This window comes from Photobacterium sp. AWH4_225, from assembly GCF_056158405.1.
This window is the reverse complement of record NZ_JBSWTF010000001.1, coordinates 1,935,535-1,956,982: the sequence shown is the minus strand read 5'-3', so window position 1 is coordinate 1,956,982 and position 21,448 is coordinate 1,935,535. Positions and strand designations below refer to the sequence as shown.

Sequence of the window (21,448 nt, the reverse complement as noted above, 5' to 3'; positions counted from 1 at the left end):
CTTCGCTTGCGTAAAATAAATGACAAAATGACGTTCAGTCAGGAAGACCTATGAAACTATTAAAAACAACTCTTATTGTATTAGCCCTAGCTTCTTCAGCTGCAATTCAAGCTGCAGAGAATATGACGGTGCGATTGGCAACAACTACCAGTACATATCACTCTGGCCTATTGGACTACCTGCTACCTGAGTTCAAAAAAGATACCGGTTACACGGTTGAAGTACTTGCTGCTGGTACAGGCAAGTCTCTGCGCATGGGTGAAAACGGTGACGTTGATTTAGTGATGACCCACGCACCAAAAGCTGAAGCCACCTTTGTTGAAAAAGGCTTTGGTGTTTTACCGCGTAAACTTATGCACAATGATTTTGTCATTGTTGGCCCTAAGACTGACCCAGCCCATATCAGTGACATCAAAGATGTTACTACTGCCCTGAAAACCATTGCTGACGAGAACGAAACCTTTGTCTCACGTGGTGATGATTCAGGCACCCACAAAAAAGAGCTGAACCTTTGGGCACAGACCAAAATGGAACCAAACTTCGGTGGCTACAAAGCTGTTGGTCAAGGCATGGGGCCAACATTGAATATGGCCTCTGAGCTTCAGGCCTACACCATGACAGACCGTGGCACTTGGCTAGCTTACCAAAACAAGCTAGATCTTAAGATTGTCCTGCAAGGTGACTCTCGCCTGTTCAACCCATACCAAGTGATTTTGGTAAACCCAAGCCGTTACCCTGACATCAACTACCAAGGTGCCAAGTCTTTCAGTGACTGGTTGGTAAACCCGAAAGCGCAGACCATGATCAACGACTACAAGCGACACGGCGAACAGCTTTTTGTCGCGGATGCTATTGCTCAGTAAATGGATATCTGGCAAACCACTCACCAAGCGATCCAACTGCTGTTTAGCGGCGATACTGCCCTGTGGGGGATCGTTGGTGTTTCATTTTCGGTTTCAATGTTGGCAATAGGCATTGTGCTATTGCCAGCACTGCTGATCAGTTTCGCCCTCGCCTATGGCCGATTTCCAGGGCGCTGGCTGATTTTGTCCTTGTTCAATACTTGCCAATCTATCCCGACAGTGGTGATCGGTCTGTTGCTCTACATGCTGCTCTCACGGGCAGGGCCTTTGGGTGATTGGAAAATGCTGTTTACCCAGCAGGCAATGATATTGGGGCAAATGCTGATCTGCCTGCCTATTCTCGTATCCATGATGCACGCTGCTTTTCAAAACAGTGATAAAAGAGCTTGGGAGACCTCACTGACGTTGGGCGCAAGCCTGCCAAGAGCATTTATGAGCCTAATGTGGGAGAGCCGCTTTCCACTCCTAGCTGCTATTATTGCTGCATTCAGCCGTGTGATCACAGAAGTTGGCTGTTCCATGATGGTTGGTGGTAATATCCTCAACTCAACACGAAATATTCCAACTGCGATTGCGTTGGAAAGCTCCAAAGGAGCCTTTGCACAAGGTGTTGCCTTAGGAATGGTGTTACTGATTTTGGCTTTAGGGCTAAACTTTTTCCTATCTGTTGCGCGTGGCAAAGCCCACCTTCGCACTAACTAAGCCGGAGAATTTGATGACGCAACTCTCTATCGAGGCCACAGACCTATCGGTTAGATTCAAAGACCGGCTCTTATTCCATGTTCCGAATCTTGTGCTTGGACCAAGGGATGCAGTCTATCTCAGTGGCGATAACGGTGTGGGAAAAACCACCCTACTAAAGGTCCTCAGTGGTTTGCAGCGCCCAACGACAGGCTCCATCAATATAAACAAACCGTCTATCTTGAGGCGTTTATTCTGCGCCCAATCCAATAATGGCGTAGTTTATATGCATCAAACCCCTTATATGTTTGATGGAACTGTGCTTGATAATGTCTGTTATGGTCTTAAATTCACCGTTCGTGATCGCCGGAACCGACGGACAGAGGCGATCAATGCCCTTCGTATGGTAGGCTTGGAAACATTGGCCGATGAACACATATCTGTTCTTTCTGGTGGTGAACGACAACGAGTTGCGATGGCTCGCGCGTGGGTGACTAAACCTGCGGTGCTGTTGATGGATGAATCCAGTGCCAGCCTTGATCAAGAATCAACCGAGCGACTTGTCGTGCTGTGCAAAGACCTACTTTCTCGCGGTACCAGCCTCGTGATCACGAGTCACCAGAAAAATGCGCTAACAGAACTGTGCCGCCGCCAATGGACGATTACAGATTCCCAACTCATTGAACGCGCTGACCTTCAGCTCGTTGACGAGGACAATAATAAATATGCCTACGCCGGATAACACAAGCTGGGTCATTTTGGCTGGTGGTCAAGCCAGCCGAATGGGTGGAAATGACAAAGGATTAGTGACGCTCGCAGGCCGAGCAATGATTGAACATGTCATCGACACCCTTGCTAAACAAACCGCATCAATCACTATCAACGCAAACCGCAATCAAGATACTTACCGCCAATATGGCACCGTGTTTGGTGATCACATCAAGAATTACCCAGGCCCTCTTGGCGGGATGCATGCTGCGCTACACCACCTCGAATCCGAATGGATAGGGTTTGTACCTTGCGACTGCCCAGCCCTGCCCGCAGATCTTGTCGATAGAATGAGCAGCGCTTGTGACAGCCGTACCGATATAGCTGTTGCTCACGATGGTGAACACATTCAGCCAGTTGTCACTCTGGTTAATCGCCGCATCTTGCCCAAACTCGAGCAATTCTTGGAAAATGGCGACCGTAAAATTATTCTGCTCTATCGCCAGTGCAATATGATCACGGTCGACTTCAGTGATCAACCCAATGCTTTCGTCAATCTCAATACGCCAGAAGAACTAGAACAATTCGGACAAGCACTATGAACCCAATTCAATCATCCCTGCCGATGCTGGGCTTTGCCGCATGGAGCGGAACAGGCAAAACTACGCTACTAGAGGCCATGCTGCCTAAACTCGTTGAGCGTGGTATTCGTGTTGCGGTTATCAAACACGCACATCACAATTTTGATATCGATAAAGAAGGCAAGGACTCCTACCGTCTTCGTAAGGCGGGCGCTGCGCAAATGCTGATATCTTCACGCTACCGCCGTGCCATGGTTACCGAAACACCGGAAGAAGAAGCCACTCTACCTCAGCTCATCGCTCAGCTGGATCTCAATGAGCTCGATTTGATCTTGGTAGAAGGCTTCAAGAAACTGAGCTTCCCTAAAATTGAGCTTCATCGCGCAGAGATTGGCAAACCATGGCTGTTTCCTGAAGACGATAACATCATTGCTGTCGCATCAGATACTCCTACTGAAACTGTCCTACCAAAGCTAGATATCAATGATCTCGACAAACTCACGGCATTTGTCGCTGACTTCACTACCAAGCATTCTGGCCAATCACTAAGCTGTAGTGACCTTGACCCATCCGGCATGCTGTCCGTTGCCGAAGGCCGCGATCGTATCCTGAGCCAGATTGTCGCACCAAGTACCGAAAAAACCGTTGAATTAAAAGAAGCATTGGGACAAATTGTCGCAAGCGATATTTTGTCGCCAGTCAATGTGCCGCAACACACTAACTCAGCGATGGACGGTTACGCCATTCGCAGCGATGATCTAGGCCGAGAAAGCTATCAGGTCGTTGCTCAAGTAATGGCAGGTCATAGTTATGATAATCCTTTAAATCACGGTGAAGCCGTCCGAATCATGACCGGCGCACCCGTACCGCAAAATGCGGATACTGTGATTATGCGTGAGCAAGCTCATCAGAACGGTGACAGCGTCACGTTTGACTTAGGTATGGGAGCAATCAGAGCAGGACAAAATGTTCGCCAAGCCGGTGAAGACCTTGCCATCGGTCAAGCCGCGGTTCAAAGCGGTACACAAATCACAGCACCTGAACTGGGTATGATTGCTTCACTGGGATTGAGCTCTGTTACCATTAGACCACAGGTCAAAGTGGCTATTTTCTCTACCGGTGATGAAGTGCAACACCCAGGTGAAGCGCAAAAACCAAACTGCATCTATGATTCGAACCGTTACACGCTTCATGCCATGCTCACTAAAGTTGGCTGTGAAGTGATTGATCTCGGCATCATCGAAGATAGCGAGAAAGCATTGGAAGCGACCCTATCAACAGCCAGCGAACAAGCCGATCTGATCTTGTCTTCTGGCGGCGTTTCAGTGGGTGATGCTGATTACATCAAGACCGTATTGGACAAACTAGGCCAAATTAACTTCTGGCGTATCAATATGAGACCGGGTCGCCCTCTCGCTTTCGGTCATATTGATACAACACCGTTCTTTGGCCTTCCGGGCAACCCTGTTGCTGTTATGGTCGCGTTCATGCAGTTCGTTGAACCTGCTATCCGCAAACTTCAAGGCATGAACGACTGGCAGGCACCATTCTTTACCGCTGTGGCGGAAGAAAAACTACGCTCGCGACCAGGCCGTACCGAATACAGCCGAGGTATCTTTGGAATTGATGCTAATGGCCGACTAACGGTGAGAAGTGCAGGCAAGCAAGGTTCAGGTATCTTACGTTCTATGAGCGAAGCAAATTGCTTGATTGAAATCCTACCTGAGCAACCAGGTGTAGAGATTGGTGAGAAAGTGCGTGTGATTCCGTTGGAAAACCGAATCTAAAGAGTGAAGAGATAATGGCGGTTTGGTCTCTGCACTGTCGATAACAGCTGCAGAGACTACCAGCCTGAGAGTTTACGCTGCAATTATTATGAGCACTCAGCAAACGGTGTTTAAGCCACCGTTTACTGAGTGCTTATTTTTTGCAGCTTCCGTGCTACTTTATTTTTCCTGAGCTTCTACACGTCTAGAAGATGGTTTATTGTGCTCCGTACACGCATATCGCTTGTACACAGCATCTTGGAATTGCTCAGATAAAGTAACCCTAGCCATTGTTCGTCAATAATTGAGGAACCTGTCTGTTCCTTCCCTCAAGCGGACTCAGCGACGAAGCTGAACCATTGCTTATCAGAAAGGTAATAAACGACTTTATATCATTCTTAGTTAGGATTTGTATGTTATTGTCATCCTTGTCGTTTTCAGCAATAGTACAAAATTATGTATTGAGTTGCACTAAAAAAATTTTCTCACGCTATAATCACTTCCATAACTGTGACAAATGTAATCAATCATAGTGATTTGGTATAATAATCGGCCAGTCGCTATACTGAGTTTTGAGTCACTATCAGCTGATTTATTTTCTTTTCCTAGTCATTTTTCACTGGCTAGACCATTTATGATGAAGATATCAGGTAGAATAGATGACAGTTTAATTAACCCACTATCAGTACGTTAGGCATGTTTCTAGATTCATATTACTTAGAAGAGAATGGTGTATTCAGCTTTACCCGTGAGCAAGCGAGTCACTTTGCAAAGAAAATCGCTGGCGATTTCAATCCCATTCACGATGAAGATAACAAACGTTTCTGCGTTCCTGGTGATCTTCTATTTTCAGTTGTACTTTCACGTGCAGGCATCAGTAAAAAGATGCGCTTTGAATTTGCAGGCATGATCAATGATGGCATCGGCCTGAAAGCAAAACACAGCTGCTTCAACGATTTCGCTATTGTTGATGATGCTGATAAAGAGTATCTGCATGTTACTCGTGAAGGTGACATCACCACAAACAAAGCTCTCATCGAGCAGGTGACCAAAAGCTACGTTCAGTTCTCGGGCATGAACTTCCCACACATCATGGTTCCTTTGATGAAATCTAAGGAGATCATGATCAACACAGCGCGCCCATTGGTTATCTACGAGAGCATGGAGCTCAACTTTGAACGCCTAGACCTCACCTCCCCTACGGTTGAGCTAGCCGAGTCACAAATCGAAGTTGATGGTAAGCGTGGTAGCGTGACACTTAACTTTCACTTCAAGGAAAACGGTGAAGTGGTCGGTACTGGACGTAAGCGCATGCTTATGAGTGGCTTGAAGCCATATGACCAAGCAGCGATTGACGATTTGGTTGAACGCTTCAATGCACGTAAGGCTGAATTCTCAGCCATTGCCGCCTAAAATTAATTCACTGCTAACTTAATGATTTATCCTTTAAAGCCGTCTTTATGACGGCTTTTTTATTACCATATTCACGCCAGCCACTAGCATGTTCTCCGATTGATCCTCCATAAGACCCTATACTTTATGTTGTCATAAAGGTGTGACAACTCATTCCATGATGTTGATTTCAGACTAGGTGGAGAAATAATCATGGTTAATCTCTTAAAATCAGCTCTTTGCGTATCAGCCATCCTGTCAACCAGCTTAGTTGCAGTGCCAGTATTGGCTGAAGACAATAAGATGTCTGAAGATTTGATGACAGAAAAAATAGGCAGGGCCAAGTCTGCCGCCCCCGCATCAATCAGTGATGAAGCGACTATTGTCGTTGACGGTAAAGTCGTTGTTGAAGGTTCAAATGGCTGGACTTGCATGCCAGATACCTTCCCGGATGACGGCATGCCTATGTGTAACGATGCAGTATGGATGGAAATGTTGACAGCAATGATCAACAAGAAAGATTTTACCGCAACAAAGATTGGCATTTCCTACATGTTACAAGGTGACCGAGGCGCCGGTGTCAGTAACTCAGACCCTTATCATCCAGACCCTAAAAATGCTGAAGATTACACCGAAACCGGCCCACACCTAATGATTATTGTGCCAAAAGCCATGCTCGAGGGGATCACCGATGACCCTTCATCAGGTGGTCCATACGTGATGTGGAAAGATACCCCATATGTACACATTATGGTTCCGGTTGCTGACAAATAATCTAACGGTGACGATTGAAATAATAACTCAACCCGGCCTACTCGCCGGGTTTTCAATGCATGGCTTGCAACAAACTAGGCTGAACGAGAGACTGGATGATTCTGCAAAGCATCCATATAGGTTTTACTCCGCATAATCTCTGTCTCTAAATCTAGATGACGGATGATATAGTTACTGCGCTTTAGCCTTTTGATAACTTGTAACGCCTGCTGCTTACTTGATGCATCGACAGTAAGAAGAGCCGTTAGGATCATGCAATTGATATCAAAAGAAAATGGATAATACCTTTCCACTACATCCAAGGTTATCACTTGGCTTTGTTGCTGTTCGGGGGCGAGTTTAGGTAACTTCTTCAACCATATATAGACTTTCTGTAGCTTGCTATAAGGTTTCGCCGCCCATTTATATAAATCTGTATTTTGTTTGTGCAATTCCAACGCATTGATTTTATTAACCAATGAAAAACACAACTTCACCTCACCAAAAGTTGCCAAAACACGTAACGACACAAGATTCAGATGCAGGCAAGGCTTTCTCTTTCTCATCACATCATTGTGATAGATGTCCAACGCCATTGCTCTCGCCTTAAGCCCCTTCCCTGCCTTATTGATATGAAGGGTCTTCAGCAAATTGACTAACGCGACAAGTTCTTCACGCTTGTCTGCAGATAAACGCTTAAACAGGCTTCTCAATACAGGCTCAAACAATGTTCTATACTGGTCTTTGCTCACTTGTATACCAGAAAACAAAAAGGCTTCTGAAAGCTCAATCGCTAACTCGCAATAGTCTTCCAACTTGCTCGGCATATACTTCAGCCGCTTAGCCAATACCGAAGATAACGACTCAAGTTTTTCTTGCTCAATCAAGCAACGAACTAGCTCGACAAATGCCTCTTGGCTGGCAGGATTTGATTCGAATGCAATATACCTGTGCTGGAAAATTGCTTCGATATTATTGAGCTTTTGGTACTCTTCCGCTAAGCGAGTATGGACTAAAAAAGGCAGTTCATCCTTCTTTAATAACCATTGCAGAGCCGAAATACTTTGCTTTGGCTCGGGGCAAAAGTCACTGAAATGAATGATATTTCTTGGCTCTATCAATGCCCTATCATGCTGTTGATATAAGTTAAGAAAATCATTATTCATCTGCTGTTTATAAAGTGACAGCAATGAAAGATTCAGCAACTGAGGGTTTTTGATCTTGTCTTTGTACTGACTAACACTTGTCGTGAATCTTTCTAGGTTATTACCAGCACTTTGGAATACATTTTCATAAAACGCTTTATGCTTTAATAGCCGGTTGAGCAATGTATTAAAATTCTCATAACTAAATAAGCCAGCAACCACATGGTCAGCATCCAGAGACCGGGCACTGTTACAGTCAAAATCACTTGCCAGTTCTGATAGTGCTAATAAAAACAGTGGATAGCGCTTAAAAAAAGAACTATTTCTTTTTTCAACAATATAGTCAGAAACCTTTTTTTGATATTGATATTCATAGTCAATGAAATAGACATCATGAATGTTACGATTGATTTTTAGCTGATTAAAATCAACAACATCCACGTTAACAATGCCTGCCTTTACAAACATTTGCTTTACTTGGAAAGCACGATCTCTATTTTCGCAGCAAATTTGCGCTGACAATTGCGACAAAGGAATCATTATAAAAAGACAGTTAACCGACAAGTAAATATATAATCACTATAGCCAATCATTCTGATATAGCAAAAAATGACAAATATATAATTAAGTAAATATTATCTATTTATTTTAATATTAATAGCTTAGCATCACAACAGGACAATAAAATGACATCAATGTGAAATTCCGACAATATATTGTCACCATCGGCGTGATCTAATCAATATTTAGCATTCTCTTTCCACTCACAGTTATCAATCGATTGCTCTTATATGATGATACTGTCAAAATAACTTACTGAGAGAAATGTGTTTTTTAAGCAATAATTGTGATTTTCACCCCAAGGATAGATAGGGTCAGATTGTGAATTTACGCCAGATAGAGGTATTTTACGCTGTAATGAAGAGCGGCAGTGTGTCAGGGGCTGCAAGATTACTGCACGTTTCACAACCAAATATCACTCGAGTGCTCGCTCACACAGAACTTCAGCTTGGTTTTCCTCTGTTCCACCGTCACAAAGGACGACTTATCCCTTCTGAACAAGCCGAAGCCTTGTTACCTGAAGCTGAAAAACTCTATCGCCAAGTGGGAAACCTACAATCGCTCACCAGTAAACTACAGAAAGGACACACCCATCTTCGAATCGGCGCTCCACCTATTCTTTCAACCAATCTCATCCCTCCGGTATTAGCTAAGTTATATCAGTCATCTCCAGTATCGGCGGAGATCTCGACAGGAAATCAAAATGAGCTCTGTGATGCTCTATTGGACAATCAACTCGATTTCGCGATCAGCTTTGGCCACACTGCTCCACCAAGGATTAGTAGCCAAGAGTTAGAAAAGGCCGAAATGGTCGCCTTGCTGCCAGATAATCTTGCTTGGTCTTCGAGCTCAATAACCATACCTGAGCTACTTGATGTCGCTCCTGTTATTGGCCTGGATGCTCGCGACCCGCTAGGACTAGCAGTTAAACACTCGGTCCTAAAACACCAGCCTAATTACCACTTTCAAATATCAGTAAGATCGTATTCGACCGCAGCTGAGTTAGTGATTCAGGGCATGGGCGTTACGATAGTTGACCCTTGGACAGCAAATAACTACCAAGATACAGTCAGGGTTATTTCATTGGCAGAGCAGATCCCTGTCACCATTAGCTTACTTTTTGCCGATCATTCCCCTTTATCTTCAACAGCTAATCAGTTTATTGATCTTCTTTGTCAGTACTTAAAAGAGAATCCTACGCAAAGATAAGACACTGTCCCGTCACAAACCTGAATAAGCTATTCATTACTCTTAATGATTAGAGCAAGGCTTAGTCACGCTTTTAGTTTGTAGCTTTAAGGTAGGTTGGCGAAATGATCAGTGTTAAGCAGCAACTGTTACAACCGTTCTCATTGTCTTTAGCTCTTTTAAGCTTCACCTTTTTGCAGGGTTGTGAAGACAAACAAGCTACAGCCCCGCAAGGGCCACAATATGACATCGGCTATGTAACCATCGCAACTAAGTCAGTAGAACTGCGCGATGAAATGCCAGGTCGAACAGTCGCCTCTTATGAAGCTGAAGTTCGGCCTCAAGTAGGCGGGATCATCCTCCAGCAACTGTTTGAGGAAGGTACCATGGTGTCAAAGGGCCAGCCCCTTTACCAAATCGACCCTGCACCATTTCAGCTTTCACTTGATCAAGCCCGTTCTGATTTGAATAAAGCTACGGCGAATCTGGCTACCGCAAGAAATCGTGCAGATAGATACCGCCGCCTTGTGAGGGAAAAAGCTGTATCCCGGCAGGATTATGATGATGCTGTCGCTACATACCAAGAAGCACAATCAAACGTTGCCAGTGCTAAGGCCAGTGTTGAAAACGCCAAAATCAACCTCAACTATACCAAGGTCAACGCCCCTATTGATGGTCGAGCCGGGCGGTCTTCCGTTACCGCTGGTGCTTTGGTCACTGCCAATCAATCAGCCCCCTTGGTAACAGTACAAACTTATAACCCCATGCATGTCGACCTCACCGCTTCGAGTACTGAGTTACTGCAGTTTAGAAGAGAGTTGGCCCAAGGCGCTTTCAAGCGCGACGATGCTGAATTAAGTGATATTCAGTTGTCTCTTGAAGATGGCACCACTTACGACCAGCCCGGTACTATCCTTTTTTCTGACATCAACATCGATGAAACAACGGGCTCTTTTGTACTGCGGGTATCTTTTCCAAACCCGCAGCAAATTCTACTTCCCGGTATGTTTGTCAGAGCTTCCCTACCAAGAGGGGTAGTCGACAAGGCGATTTTAATTCCCGCCAAAGCCTTAACCCGCACCCCCAAAGGAGACGCCCAGGTGAGCGTCATCGGACAAGACAACAAAGTAGAAGTGAAAACCGTACTAACCGACAGACTGGTGAATAACCAATGGCTGATCACCAAAGGGTTGAACGTCGGCGATAAAGTCATTGTCGATGGCTTGCAGTTTGTCCGCTCTGGTGCACCTGTCAGCAAGTCCCATGAAGTCAGCAGCACAACGACTAACAATCCTTCGAAGTAAAATAGGACGGGTTCATGGCTCATTTCTTTATACAGCGACCTGTTTTTGCATGGGTGCTTGCCATTTTGGTGATGTTGGCAGGGGTGATTTCTATCATCCTGCTACCCATTGCCCAATACCCGACTATTGCACCGCCGGCAATTCAGATTTCTGCCACCTACCCTGGCGCTTCGGCGAAAACGGCTGAAGATTCTGTAACCCAGGTTATCGAACAGCAAATGAACGGCCTTGATAACCTGCTATACATGTCCTCCACCTCGGACTCTTTCGGTAATATCACCACGACTCTCACCTTTGCGGCAGGTACCGACCCTGATATTGCTCAGGTACAGGTTCAAAACAAACTCTCTGTCGCGACCCCTTTATTACCGCTAGAAGTGCAAAACCAAGGAGTAAAAGTAGAGAAAGCCAGTAACTCTATTCTGATGGTAATTGGCTTCGTCTCTGATGATCCCTCCTTAACCAATGAAGATATATCTGACTACATTTCCAGCAATGTGCTAGACCCTCTAAGCCGGGTCGATGGTGTGGGTCAAACCCAGTTGTTCGGGGCAGAATATGCCATGCGGATATGGCTGAACCCTTACCAACTGGAAAATTATGACTTGATGCCTTCTGACGTTGTGACTGCGATACAAGAGCAGAATGCCCAGGTATCAGCAGGCCAACTCGGCGCAGCACCTGCCGTGCCAGGCCAACAACTAAACGCCACAATTACCGCCCAATCACGGTTGCAAACCGTTGAACAATTTAAAAAAATCTTGCTCAAGGTCAACCCTGATGGCTCTCAGGTGTTAATGGAAGATGTTGCCAAGGTTCAATTAGGGTCGGCGTCTTACCAAACGGTCTCGAATTACAACAAGCAGTCGGCAACGGGGATATCTATAGCCCTGGCAACCGGCAAGAATGCTCTGGAAACCGCCAATGCCGTTAGAGCCAAGCTCGGTGAGCTCACCCCTTTCTTTCCTGAAGGTATCAAGGTGGTTTACCCCTATGACACCACCCCATTCATTGAAATTTCGATAGAGGAAGTAGTTAAGACCCTTCTCGAAGCGATCTTCTTGGTGTTCTTGGTGATGCTGCTGTTCTTGCAGAGCTTCAGGGCAACATTGATCCCGACGATCGCGGTACCGGTCGTGGTTCTCGGTACCTTTGCTGTACTGCTCGCTCTAGGGTACTCCATCAATACCCTGACGATGTTTGCACTCGTACTGGCTATCGGCCTGCTGGTTGATGATGCCATCGTGGTGGTGGAAAACGTAGAGCGGATCATGGAGGAGGAAGGGCTAGAACCAAGGGAAGCGACCGAAAAGTCCATGACCGAAATCACCAGTGCCCTGGTGGGTATCGGTATGGTACTGTGCGCGGTGTTTATCCCAATGGCCTTTTTCGCAGGTTCTACCGGCGCAATCTATCGCCAATTTTCAATTACTATCGTCACTGCGGTTGCCCTTTCTGTGATGGTTGCCATCATTCTGACACCTACCTTATGTATCAGCCTGCTAAAAACTACGGATGGACACAAAACAACGGGCTTTGCTGGCTGGTTCAACCGCAATTTCAATAAAGCCACTGAAAAATACACCTCTGCGGTCACCATTATTACCCATAGAAGTATCCGCTTTTTATTGGTTTATTTAGGTATTGGCGCCGTCATGGCACTGCTGTTTTTACGCCTGCCAAGCGGTTTTCTTCCGGATGAAGACCAAGGCATCATGATGAGTATGGTGCAGTTACCCAGTGGCTCAACCCAGGAGCAAACCTTAGAAATTCTCAATAAAGTTGAAGATCACTTTTTGGTGGCTGAAAAGAAAAACGTGAAGTCTGTTTTTTCTGTTTCAGGTTTCAGCTTTGCGGGCTCAGGTGCCAATACCGGTATGATGTTTATTGCCCTTAACGACTGGGATGAACGAACCGCTGACAGCGATAAGGTCAATGCCATTGTCGGACGGGCAATGATGGCCTTTACCGAAATCCCTCAAGCATTGATATTTGCTTTCGCCCCACCTGCAATTATGGAATTGGGTAATGCCACTGGCTTTGATATGTTCCTGCAAGATCGTTCTGGGCTCGGCCATGAGAAAATGACTGAAGCACGAAACCAACTCTTGGGCATGGCCGCTCAGAACCCTAACCTTATCCAAGTGCGTCCTAACGGGTTGGATGACACCCCCCAGTACCATATCCAAATTGATCAGCTAAAAGCCCGGGCTCTAGGCGTGTCGATCAATGACATCAACAGTACCTTAGGTACAGCTCTGGGTAGTAACTATGTGAACGACTTTATAGATCGAGGCCGGATCAAACAAGTTTACGTACAAGCCGACATGCCTTATCGCATGAATCCGGCAGATATCATGGAATGGAAAGTACGGAATCAGTCCGGCGAAATGGTGGCTATGCGGGTTTTCAGCGAAGGGGAATGGACTTATGGCTCCCCTCGCCTTGAGCGCTATAACGGTACGTCTGCCATGGAAATACTAGGCGAACCTGCACCGGGCGTCAGTACCGGCGAGGCCATGCTGGAAATGGAACAAATCGTCAGCCAATTGCCTAAAGGGGTTGGCCTTGAATGGACGGGGATGTCCTATCAGGAACGTATCTCTAGTGGTCAGGCACCTATGCTCTATGCCCTGTCGATACTTATAGTATTCCTGTGCCTTGCTGCACTTTATGAGAGCTGGGCGGTGCCCTTCTCGGTCATCCTAATCATACCGTTAGCCATATTGGGAGCGGTGACTGCTACCTTGGTTTTCGGGCTTGATAATGACGTTTATTTCCAAGTCGGGTTGCTTACAACCATTGGGCTAGGGTCGAAAAACGCCATCATGATTGTCGAGTTTGCCAAGTCATACCATGACTCAGGTGAAGATATGTTCAAGGCCGCCATTCATGCTGCCAAAATCCGCCTTCGTCCTATATTGATGACGTCTCTCGCCTTCGGCATGGGTGTTGTCCCATTGGCAATATCCAGTGGGGCTGGTTCAGGTGCACAAAACGCCGTGGGTACCGGCGTGGTAGGTGGCGTTCTCACCGCAACCTTCCTCGGTATCTTCTTCGTGCCTTTATTCTTCGTCGTTGTCACACGGGTGTTTTACGGACCTGATAAAGAGCCTGCTACCGCAGAGGAGACCAAGAATGACTAAAACAACGTCGCTTGCCTTCTGTATCTATGCAGCCATAAACCTAACTGGGTGTACTATCTTTATTCCGAGCTACCAACAGCCTGTCGCTCCTATTGATACGACATGGCCTGTGGATGAAAGTGACAACAACTTTTCCATTTATACCGGGAGTAATGTACCCGGTGTATCCAATCGCTATACAGAAAGCCTTGAGCCATCAATCAGCCGGGTTTCTCCCTATGAAGATTGGCGGGCATTTATCCAAAGTGACAAGCTCACACAGGTCATTGAACTCGCACTTCGCAACAACCGGGATGTACGGATTGCAATATTGAATATCCAACGTGCCGAAGCACAATACGGTATTCAACGTGCAAACCGATTACCAAATATCGATCTCGGCGTTACGGGCGCGAACCAGCGGCTGTCTGAAAACGTTAATAATGGTAATTCAACGATCAGCCGCCAATACAGTGTTGACCTTGGTGTAAGCAATTATGAAATTGACTTCTGGGGCCGGATTCAGAGTCTCGAGCAGCAAGCACTTGAGCAGTATCTGTCAACCATTGAAGCGCGGAAGAATACTCAACTGAGTTTGGTGAGCAGTGTCGTTGAATCCTACTTAACCCTGATTGCTGATCAGCGCTTGTTGCGTTTAGCCGAAGATACTTTGCGGGTTCAGCAAGATTCATTAGCGCTAACAGAAAAAAGTTTTAACAGTGGTGTAGCAACCGGCCTTGATGTATCGCAGGCTAAAACGACTGTAGCCACGGCACTTAAAGATGTTGCCCTGTTCACCAGCCAAGTGGATGTCGACATTAACGCACTAAACACATTAGTCGGTACACGTGTGCCAATTCACCTGCTCCCTCAGTTAGCCGACAACATCGGTTTTGCGCCTGTCCATGTCGGTGTACCTTCTGACGTACTGCTTCGCCGCCCTGATATTTTATCTGCCGAACACCAACTACGTGCGGCGAATGCCAATATCGGCGCAGCAAGAGCAGCATATTTCCCGACGATCTCACTCACCGCAACCGGTGGATTACTCAGTGCATCGGCTGATGATCTGTTTTCTGGTGACAGCCGAAGCTGGGTATTCACACCAAATCTAGTGTTGCCGATTTTTAACTGGGGTGAACTCGACAGCCAACTTGATGTTTCCATTGCTGATCAGCAAATTGCGCTAAACCAATACGAGCTGGCTATACAAACTGCATTTCGGGAAGTTGCCGACGCGCTAGCGAACCAAGCAACCTTGAAAGACCAAGTGTCAGCCCAGCAAATGCTGGTCGATGCAACAGGTGAAAGCTTCCGTTTATCCAACCTGCGCTTTGACGAAGGGGTTGATGACTACTTCACGGTGCTTGATTCTCAACGCGAGTTTTATACCGCCCAGCAAGAGCTCATCAATACCAAGCTCTCTGAGGAGCTCAATTTAATCACCTTGTACAAGGTACTGGGTGGTGGCTGGGTAGAAACAGATGTACCAATGCCAGATTCGTTACCGTCGACGAATGCTCTATATAACCAGCAGTACAGTCAATAACATTGGTTTTTATCGCAATACACGCGTCAATACCACGGTCAGTATCTTTCATGAACTGACAAAACAGCCATCCTTATGACTTTTCCACAAGATTACGCAAAAGGATGGCTGCGATGAGGCAAATACAGCTAGACAAATATCCCGATTACCATCACCAAAACTTCAATTATTAATCTTTTCTATCGCTGATCACTTTAACTGCACTTTTTGTAATTAAATTACATCACTGTAGATCACACATGCCAATAACCACTTGAAAAGTGACGCAAGTCACACTATTATTCTTCTTGTGGCAGCAATCAAGCCACCTAAAAGTAAATTTATTACAGAAATATAACAGAGGTGACTCTCATGAACTACGATTCTCTTATGGCAATGCACTACATTCTTTCTAAGCGTGTTAAATCTCAAACCAAGCAAAAGCGTAAGTAATAAACCTAACTCTCAATCCTAATTGAATGGTTAGAACGCAGCAAACTATCTACAAAAAAGCTATCAACAATAACCAATAACCAATAGCCAAGACATGATGACGAGTAAGTCCTCCTAATTGGAGGCGTATATAACGCCCCCTCTAACAACTCGTCAATTAGAGCAGATTCTACAGCTCTTCACCGCCATCGCGGTAACTATTGAGAAAGGCTTGAAAAGATTCATTTTGCATTAACTGCTGATACCCCTCCTCGATTAAAGCGTCCACCTGCTCAGGATCCAAACTCAAATCTGTAGGTATCTGGTTGAGATAATGCTTTTGCTTTATGCCAGTTACATCTTGCAGGTTGATATCAACGAAATAAGTCGACATCTGTACATCTTCGGTAGAAAGAATGGAAGCCCAACGATCCATGGTTCTAGCAAACAAACTTTTTGATGCATCATTAAAACGGTGTAGCTGAATGTCTGTCATTGCCGACAACGTCTCTTTGATTGTCGGTTCTTTGGTTGATCGCTCCATCTCAAAATCAGGCGATGTAGAGGCATCGACCACAATCATCACGAAATGCGGCAGTGGCTTTGCACCAATCCGTTTAAAGAAAGCTTCACCACCGCCAGAGCTTTCAATGACATCATAAAATGACAGCAGTCCAAGGTTGTCCGTTATGCCACCGTCGACGAGATGAATAAACGTCCTGTCGTATTTATCCTGGTAGCTTTTCAGCCCTTCAACCGTATGGCGAGTATGTGCCTTTCTCTCACCATCCGATGATAATTCAATTAATTGACTTTGTTCGCACCCTTCATGGTTTCTCAGTACCACTGGATTAAATACCAAGGGGACTGCAGAAGAAGCTGTCACGGCATTAGCGACGGGATAAGTGGATAAGTCAGAACACAGCAGATCAAAATACTCTTGAAGGAAAGAAAAGCGTATCCCGCCCCCTAAATCTGATGCATTCACCACCACAATGGGTTTATCTGGCCGGTTCATATCAGCAAAGGTTGCACCGTAGAATAAATTGGCTTGATAGTAATCGATGGTCCGCTGGGTTCTCCCCCCAGTTGTAAACCAAGTCCTCGGGCTTATAACCCGCGAAAAGAGATCATCACTGATGCTGTGATAAAGGAAATCTTCTTCAAAATCCGTAAAAAGCTTGTCGCCGTACAAACCATAATAAGCCGCAGTAAAACTTCCGCCAGATACAGAGCTGATAAAGTCGACTTCTTCTAACACTGGCTTGGTGGGTTGATCGAATTTCAGCGATGTATCCCTCAACGCTTTCATCACACCGTATGACAAGGCTGCAGCCCGCGTTCCACCACCTGACATCGCAATAGCAACGGTAATTTCCCCCTTGTTTACCCGGTTTGCCGCTGTAGTGAGTGAATAGGTGTTCTCTGTATTCAAAGACAACTTAGGCTCATTAACGACTTTGCCATATGTCGTGCAACCGAAAGACGTTACCCCAAGCAACAAGCCAAATACTTTCTCTGCTAGATGCATTCCCCACTACCTATTCGCTTCTCTTTTTCTTATACATTAGTTGAGGCTAGAAAATGGAGGTGTAGCAACTAAGCGACTATAACCTGAGGTTATACCCTTGAAACATTTAAGTATTCGAGCTTGGGTCTATGCTGATTTAAGGTGCCATTACGATAGCAAATACCAAGGATGAACCATGCAAATTCCACAACCTTACCTGTTATTCCTCGGCGATGTCACAGATCCCCTCTCTGCAAAAACCGCAAGGGGCATTCTGCAATGGCGGCCGGAGATCTGTGTCGGCCAACTTAGACTCACACCGGATACTGTCAGTCTTGATTTAGCAGATCTTTCCCTAGAAGATGCCTATGCCAAAGGCGCGCGAACCTTAGTACTAGGAACGGCCAACTCGGGTGGCTACATTCCTCCTAGCTGGCTGGCGACCCTTGAACGCGCACTAGACATCGGTTTTAACTTGGCGTCGGGCATGCACCAACGTTTGGGTGATAACCCGACACTGGCGCAAAAAGCTAGGACCAATAACTGTAAGCTTTTCGATGTCCGTCACTTCGATGGCGACTTGGGTGTTGGCAACGGTAAACCCCGAGAAGGCAAGAGGCTACTGACAATAGGAACGGATTGTTCGGTTGGGAAAATGTATACCTCCCTTGCGCTCGAAAAAGAGATGAACCATCAGGGACTGAACACCCAGTTTTGCGCGACGGGTCAGACAGGGATATTCATCGCTGGTAAGGGTATTGCCGTTGATGCCGTGGTGGCTGATTTTATTTCCGGTGCCACTGAAGCGATAAGCCCAGCATTTGATGATCATGATTGGGATGTCATTGAAGGACAAGGTTCGCTGCTTAACCCTTCTTTCGCTGGTGTCAGCCTTGGGCTTTTACACGGTGCCCAACCCGATGCTATGGTGCTTTGCCACGAAGTTGGGCGCCAGCACATTCGTCACCTCTCCCATATGCCCATGCCTGATTTGGCGTACGTGATGGAAGCAAACTTGACGGCTGCTCGCCTGACCAACCCTGACGCTAAATTTGTCGGGATCTGTCTCAATACCTCAGCACTGGATATTGAAGATGCCCGCGCATACTGTGAACAGCTTGCTAGTCAGTTCCAGTTGCCAGTTACTGACCCAGTTCGATTTGGTGTATCTACCATTGCCGAGCAACTTCATCAGTTTTAAAGGAGCATCCATGGAAATCTCTGCCCGTCACGAGCGCTTCGACCTGGCAAGACCATTTGTTATTTCCCGCGGTAACCGAACCCATCAAGACGTTGTTGTAGCCACTGTACAATTGGGTGATCGCAGTACGAATGCCGAATGTACTCCCTATGCCCGCTATGGCGAAAGCATCGAAAGTGTGATCAAACAAATAGAAGACTTTAATGAGGTTCTTACACAACACCCTGGCTTATCAGCCAAGTCTGTTCAGCAGGAACTCGTGCCACAGTTGCCTGCAGGAGCGGCTAGGAATGCTATCGACTGTGCGCTCTGGCGGCTCAATGCAGAAACAAACTTTCCTGCACCGCTGTTTGATATCAAGCAACAGATCACCACGGCGATGACGGTTTCAATCGATACTCCACCGAAAATGGCCCAACAAGCAAGAGAGCTTTGTGATTTGGGGGCAAGGTTACTCAAGGTAAAGCTGGATGACAAACAAATCGTCGAAAGGGTCGCTGCGGTAAGAGAAGTGGCGCCAGATTGTGAAATCATCTTGGATGCCAACGAGGCGTGGGAGCAGCAAGCATTAGCAGAACTGTTCTCCTCACTGACTGAGTACAACATTCGAATGATCGAGCAACCTGTACCAGCAGGTAAAGATCATTTGTTGAAAGGCTTTCCTCACCCTATCCCTATGTGTGCCGATGAAAGCTGCCATACTAGCGGTGACCTCGCCGGATTGGAGGGATGCTATGAAATGGTCAATATCAAACTGGATAAAACTGGCGGATTAACTGAAGCCATAAAGCTCGCCCAGCAAGCCAGAGCCCAAGGGCTGGAAGTCATGGTCGGTTGCATGGTGGGTACATCACTAGCTATGGAAGCCGCCCTGCCTGTTGCCAGCCAGGCTGAGTTAGTCGATTTAGACGGCCCTGTGCTACTAAAACATGACCGTGAGAATGGTTTAGTTTATCGAGATGGTTTGATACTGACTTAACCCAGACAGATTAATGCCCAAAGTCTAGGCATAAAAAAACGCAAAGCCATTTCAATGGCTTTGCGCTTATCATTAGTTACGACAGAGTATTACGACTGACTAGCCACTTCCGCTTGCTCCCAGCTTTGCTGAGCTTTCGCTTGAGATTCTGCCTTCTTGCCCTGCATACGTAACACCGCGGTAGGGCCAGTTACCAAGGTAACAGCAATCAAAATGGAAACAGGGACTGCAGTAATCACGATAAACGACTGTAGTGCATTCAAGCCTCCATCACCAGCAAGTAGTAACACACCTGCAATTACACCCATCGCCAACGCCCAGAACAAACGCTGTGATTTCGATGGCTGATTGTCGCCTGATACGACTAAGGCAATTGAGTAAGCCATAGAGTCGCCAGTTGTCACAACAAATGTTGTCGTCAACACCAAGAACGCAGGGATCAGCAGCTCGTTGAACGGTAGCTGTGCCAACGATGCTAGCAAAACAGCTGGCAGGCCAGAGTCAGCAAGCGGGCCAGAAATACTGCCTGGAACCTGAAGCTCAAAGAAAATCCCTGTACCGCCCAATACCGTAAACCAGAAGTTAGTTACGATCGGCGCGGCTACTGCGATTGTTAGGATTAATTCGCGGATGCTACGACCTTCAGAGATGCGGGCAATAAAAATAGCCATCATAGGTGCAAAGCCGATAAACCAGCCCCAGAAGAACCATGTCCACCACTGGCTCCAAGCAGGACTATCTGCATTCACACTCATTTCAGGCAAGTGCTGAATGTATGAAGCGAAGGCTAGGCCAAAGTGCTCAAAGATAAATTGAGTTGGACCAAATACCAGCATAACCATCAACAGAGCAAAAGCACCGACAATGTTGAAGCGGCTCAGCCATTGAAGGCCTTTATCCATACCTGTAAAGGCAGATAGCGAGTAGATTGCAACAACAACGGCCAAAATCACCATCTGACCTGAAGCATTGTTCTCAATACCAGCAACCACTTCAAGGCTGTAACCTAGCTGTGATGCCAAGAATCCGATTGGACCGATTGTACCTGCCGCTACCGCAATGATTGAGCATGCATCAATCACGGAGCCAACCCAATGGTTTTCTAGCTTGTTACCCACAATAGGATAAAGCAGCGCGCGAGGGCGAAGTTTTACCCCACCTTGATGGTGTGCGTACATCAGAACAATCGTTGCTAACGTGCCAAGTGCTGCCCATGCCAAAAAGCCCCAGTGCATAAAACTTTGGCTAAGCGCCGGCACTACTGCAGCAGATGTCTGCGCTTCCACGCCGTCAAAACTTGGCGGCATCGTCATGAAGTGGTAAATCGGCTCGGCAGCAGACCAGAACACACCGCCGCCAGCAAGCAGTGTACACATAATCATCGCTAGCCAGCGGAATGTGCCAATTGTCGGCTTGCTGTTCACAGCGCCAAGGCGTTGCTTACCATATGGGCTTACAGCAATCACAAGGGCAATTACAAGATTGATCACCATCAGCCACTGCCAGAATTGGCCAAATGCAGCTGTAGAGTATGAAAAAGCGGTATCAATAATCTGACTGATTAATGTCAAATCATAGAGGGAGAAGAGGAGGAACAGCCCTAGAAAACCAATCGTTAGAACTGAAACTGTTTTGTCGCTACCTTTTAGGGTATTGCTTAGCATAATAATCTCACGGTGTGTGTGAGGGGCGGCACTTTAACAGCACATTCCCCACCACACCAGTGAAATA

16 protein-coding genes are annotated in these 21,448 nt (G+C 46.4%); 13 read left to right on the top strand and 3 right to left on the bottom strand.

The genetic code is table 11. The annotated features are described in order from the left end of the window. Positions 1-50 precede the first annotated feature (50 nt). The 7 genes from ACXAD4_RS09305 (at position 51) to ACXAD4_RS09275 (ending at position 6,765) form a co-directional block, all read left to right on the top strand. The gene (locus ACXAD4_RS09305; RefSeq protein WP_475240850.1) at positions 51-863 is read left to right on the top strand and encodes an ABC transporter substrate-binding protein; all 813 of its coding nucleotides are present in this window, start codon (positions 51-53) and stop codon (positions 861-863) included. Further along, on the top strand, positions 864-1,565 hold the full coding sequence (locus ACXAD4_RS09300; protein WP_475240849.1) for an ABC transporter permease: 702 nt from the start codon (positions 864-866) through the stop codon (positions 1,563-1,565). It begins immediately after the preceding gene. A gap of 13 nt (positions 1,566-1,578) precedes the next feature. Then, positions 1,579-2,286 (top strand): energy-coupling factor ABC transporter ATP-binding protein, encoded by a 708-nt coding sequence (locus ACXAD4_RS09295; protein WP_475240846.1) that lies wholly within the window; start codon positions 1,579-1,581, stop codon positions 2,284-2,286. Continuing rightward, positions 2,270-2,854, top strand: a complete 585-nt coding sequence (mobA, locus tag ACXAD4_RS09290) for a molybdenum cofactor guanylyltransferase MobA (RefSeq protein ID WP_475240843.1) — start codon at positions 2,270-2,272, stop codon at positions 2,852-2,854. Before ACXAD4_RS09295 ends, mobA begins: the two co-directional genes overlap by 17 nt. Next, positions 2,851-4,620, top strand: a complete 1,770-nt coding sequence (locus ACXAD4_RS09285; protein WP_475240840.1) for a bifunctional molybdopterin-guanine dinucleotide biosynthesis adaptor protein MobB/molybdopterin molybdotransferase MoeA — start codon at positions 2,851-2,853, stop codon at positions 4,618-4,620. The genes mobA and ACXAD4_RS09285 overlap by 4 nt, the downstream gene beginning before the upstream one ends. Before the next feature lie 675 nt (positions 4,621-5,295). Further along, complete coding sequence (locus tag ACXAD4_RS09280) at positions 5,296-6,012, top strand: DUF3581 domain-containing protein (protein WP_475240838.1); 717 nt, start codon at positions 5,296-5,298, stop codon at positions 6,010-6,012. A gap of 192 nt (positions 6,013-6,204) precedes the next feature. Beyond that, the gene (locus ACXAD4_RS09275) at positions 6,205-6,765 is read left to right on the top strand and encodes a hypothetical protein (RefSeq protein ID WP_475240836.1); all 561 of its coding nucleotides are present in this window, start codon (positions 6,205-6,207) and stop codon (positions 6,763-6,765) included. 74 nt (positions 6,766-6,839) lie between these two features. Here ACXAD4_RS09275 and ACXAD4_RS09270 read toward each other — a convergent pair whose 3' ends face one another. Continuing rightward, the gene (locus ACXAD4_RS09270; RefSeq protein WP_475240835.1) at positions 6,840-8,357 is read right to left on the bottom strand and encodes a tetratricopeptide repeat protein; all 1,518 of its coding nucleotides are present in this window, start codon (positions 8,355-8,357) and stop codon (positions 6,840-6,842) included. 414 nt (positions 8,358-8,771) lie between these two features. Between ACXAD4_RS09270 and ACXAD4_RS09265 the strand changes: the two genes are divergently transcribed. From ACXAD4_RS09265 to ACXAD4_RS09250, 4 genes are all read left to right on the top strand, one after another. Next, positions 8,772-9,659: a LysR family transcriptional regulator gene (locus ACXAD4_RS09265; RefSeq protein WP_475240834.1), complete on the top strand. Its 888-nt coding sequence runs from the start codon at positions 8,772-8,774 to the stop codon at positions 9,657-9,659. 104 nt (positions 9,660-9,763) lie between these two features. Next, on the top strand, positions 9,764-10,942 hold the full coding sequence (locus tag ACXAD4_RS09260; protein WP_475240831.1) for an efflux RND transporter periplasmic adaptor subunit: 1,179 nt from the start codon (positions 9,764-9,766) through the stop codon (positions 10,940-10,942). A gap of 14 nt (positions 10,943-10,956) precedes the next feature. Next, the gene (locus ACXAD4_RS09255; protein ID WP_475240829.1) at positions 10,957-14,088 is read left to right on the top strand and encodes an efflux RND transporter permease subunit; all 3,132 of its coding nucleotides are present in this window, start codon (positions 10,957-10,959) and stop codon (positions 14,086-14,088) included. Continuing rightward, a complete protein-coding gene (locus ACXAD4_RS09250; RefSeq protein WP_475240826.1) occupies positions 14,081-15,616 on the top strand; it encodes an efflux transporter outer membrane subunit in 1,536 nt (511 codons plus the stop codon). Before ACXAD4_RS09255 ends, ACXAD4_RS09250 begins: the two co-directional genes overlap by 8 nt. 601 nt (positions 15,617-16,217) lie before the next feature. Here ACXAD4_RS09250 and ACXAD4_RS09245 read toward each other — a convergent pair. Then, the gene (locus tag ACXAD4_RS09245; RefSeq protein ID WP_475240824.1) at positions 16,218-17,558 is read right to left on the bottom strand and encodes a patatin-like phospholipase family protein; all 1,341 of its coding nucleotides are present in this window, start codon (positions 17,556-17,558) and stop codon (positions 16,218-16,220) included. A 175-nt stretch (positions 17,559-17,733) separates the two neighbouring features. On the opposite strand from ACXAD4_RS09245, the gene dgcN reads away from it, so the two are divergent. Further along, positions 17,734-18,738, top strand: coding sequence for an N-acetyltransferase DgcN (gene dgcN, locus ACXAD4_RS09240; protein WP_475240821.1), 1,005 nt, complete (start codon positions 17,734-17,736; stop codon positions 18,736-18,738). Positions 18,739-18,748: 10 nt separating this feature from the next. Further along, on the top strand, positions 18,749-19,717 hold the full coding sequence (gene dgcA / locus ACXAD4_RS09235) for an N-acetyl-D-Glu racemase DgcA (RefSeq protein WP_475240819.1): 969 nt from the start codon (positions 18,749-18,751) through the stop codon (positions 19,715-19,717). Positions 19,718-19,806: 89 nt separating this feature from the next. Here the strand turns inward: dgcA and ACXAD4_RS09230 are convergent, their stop codons facing one another. Further along, positions 19,807-21,381 (bottom strand): BCCT family transporter, encoded by a 1,575-nt coding sequence (locus tag ACXAD4_RS09230; protein WP_475240817.1) that lies wholly within the window; start codon positions 21,379-21,381, stop codon positions 19,807-19,809. Positions 21,382-21,448: the final 67 nt, after the last annotated feature.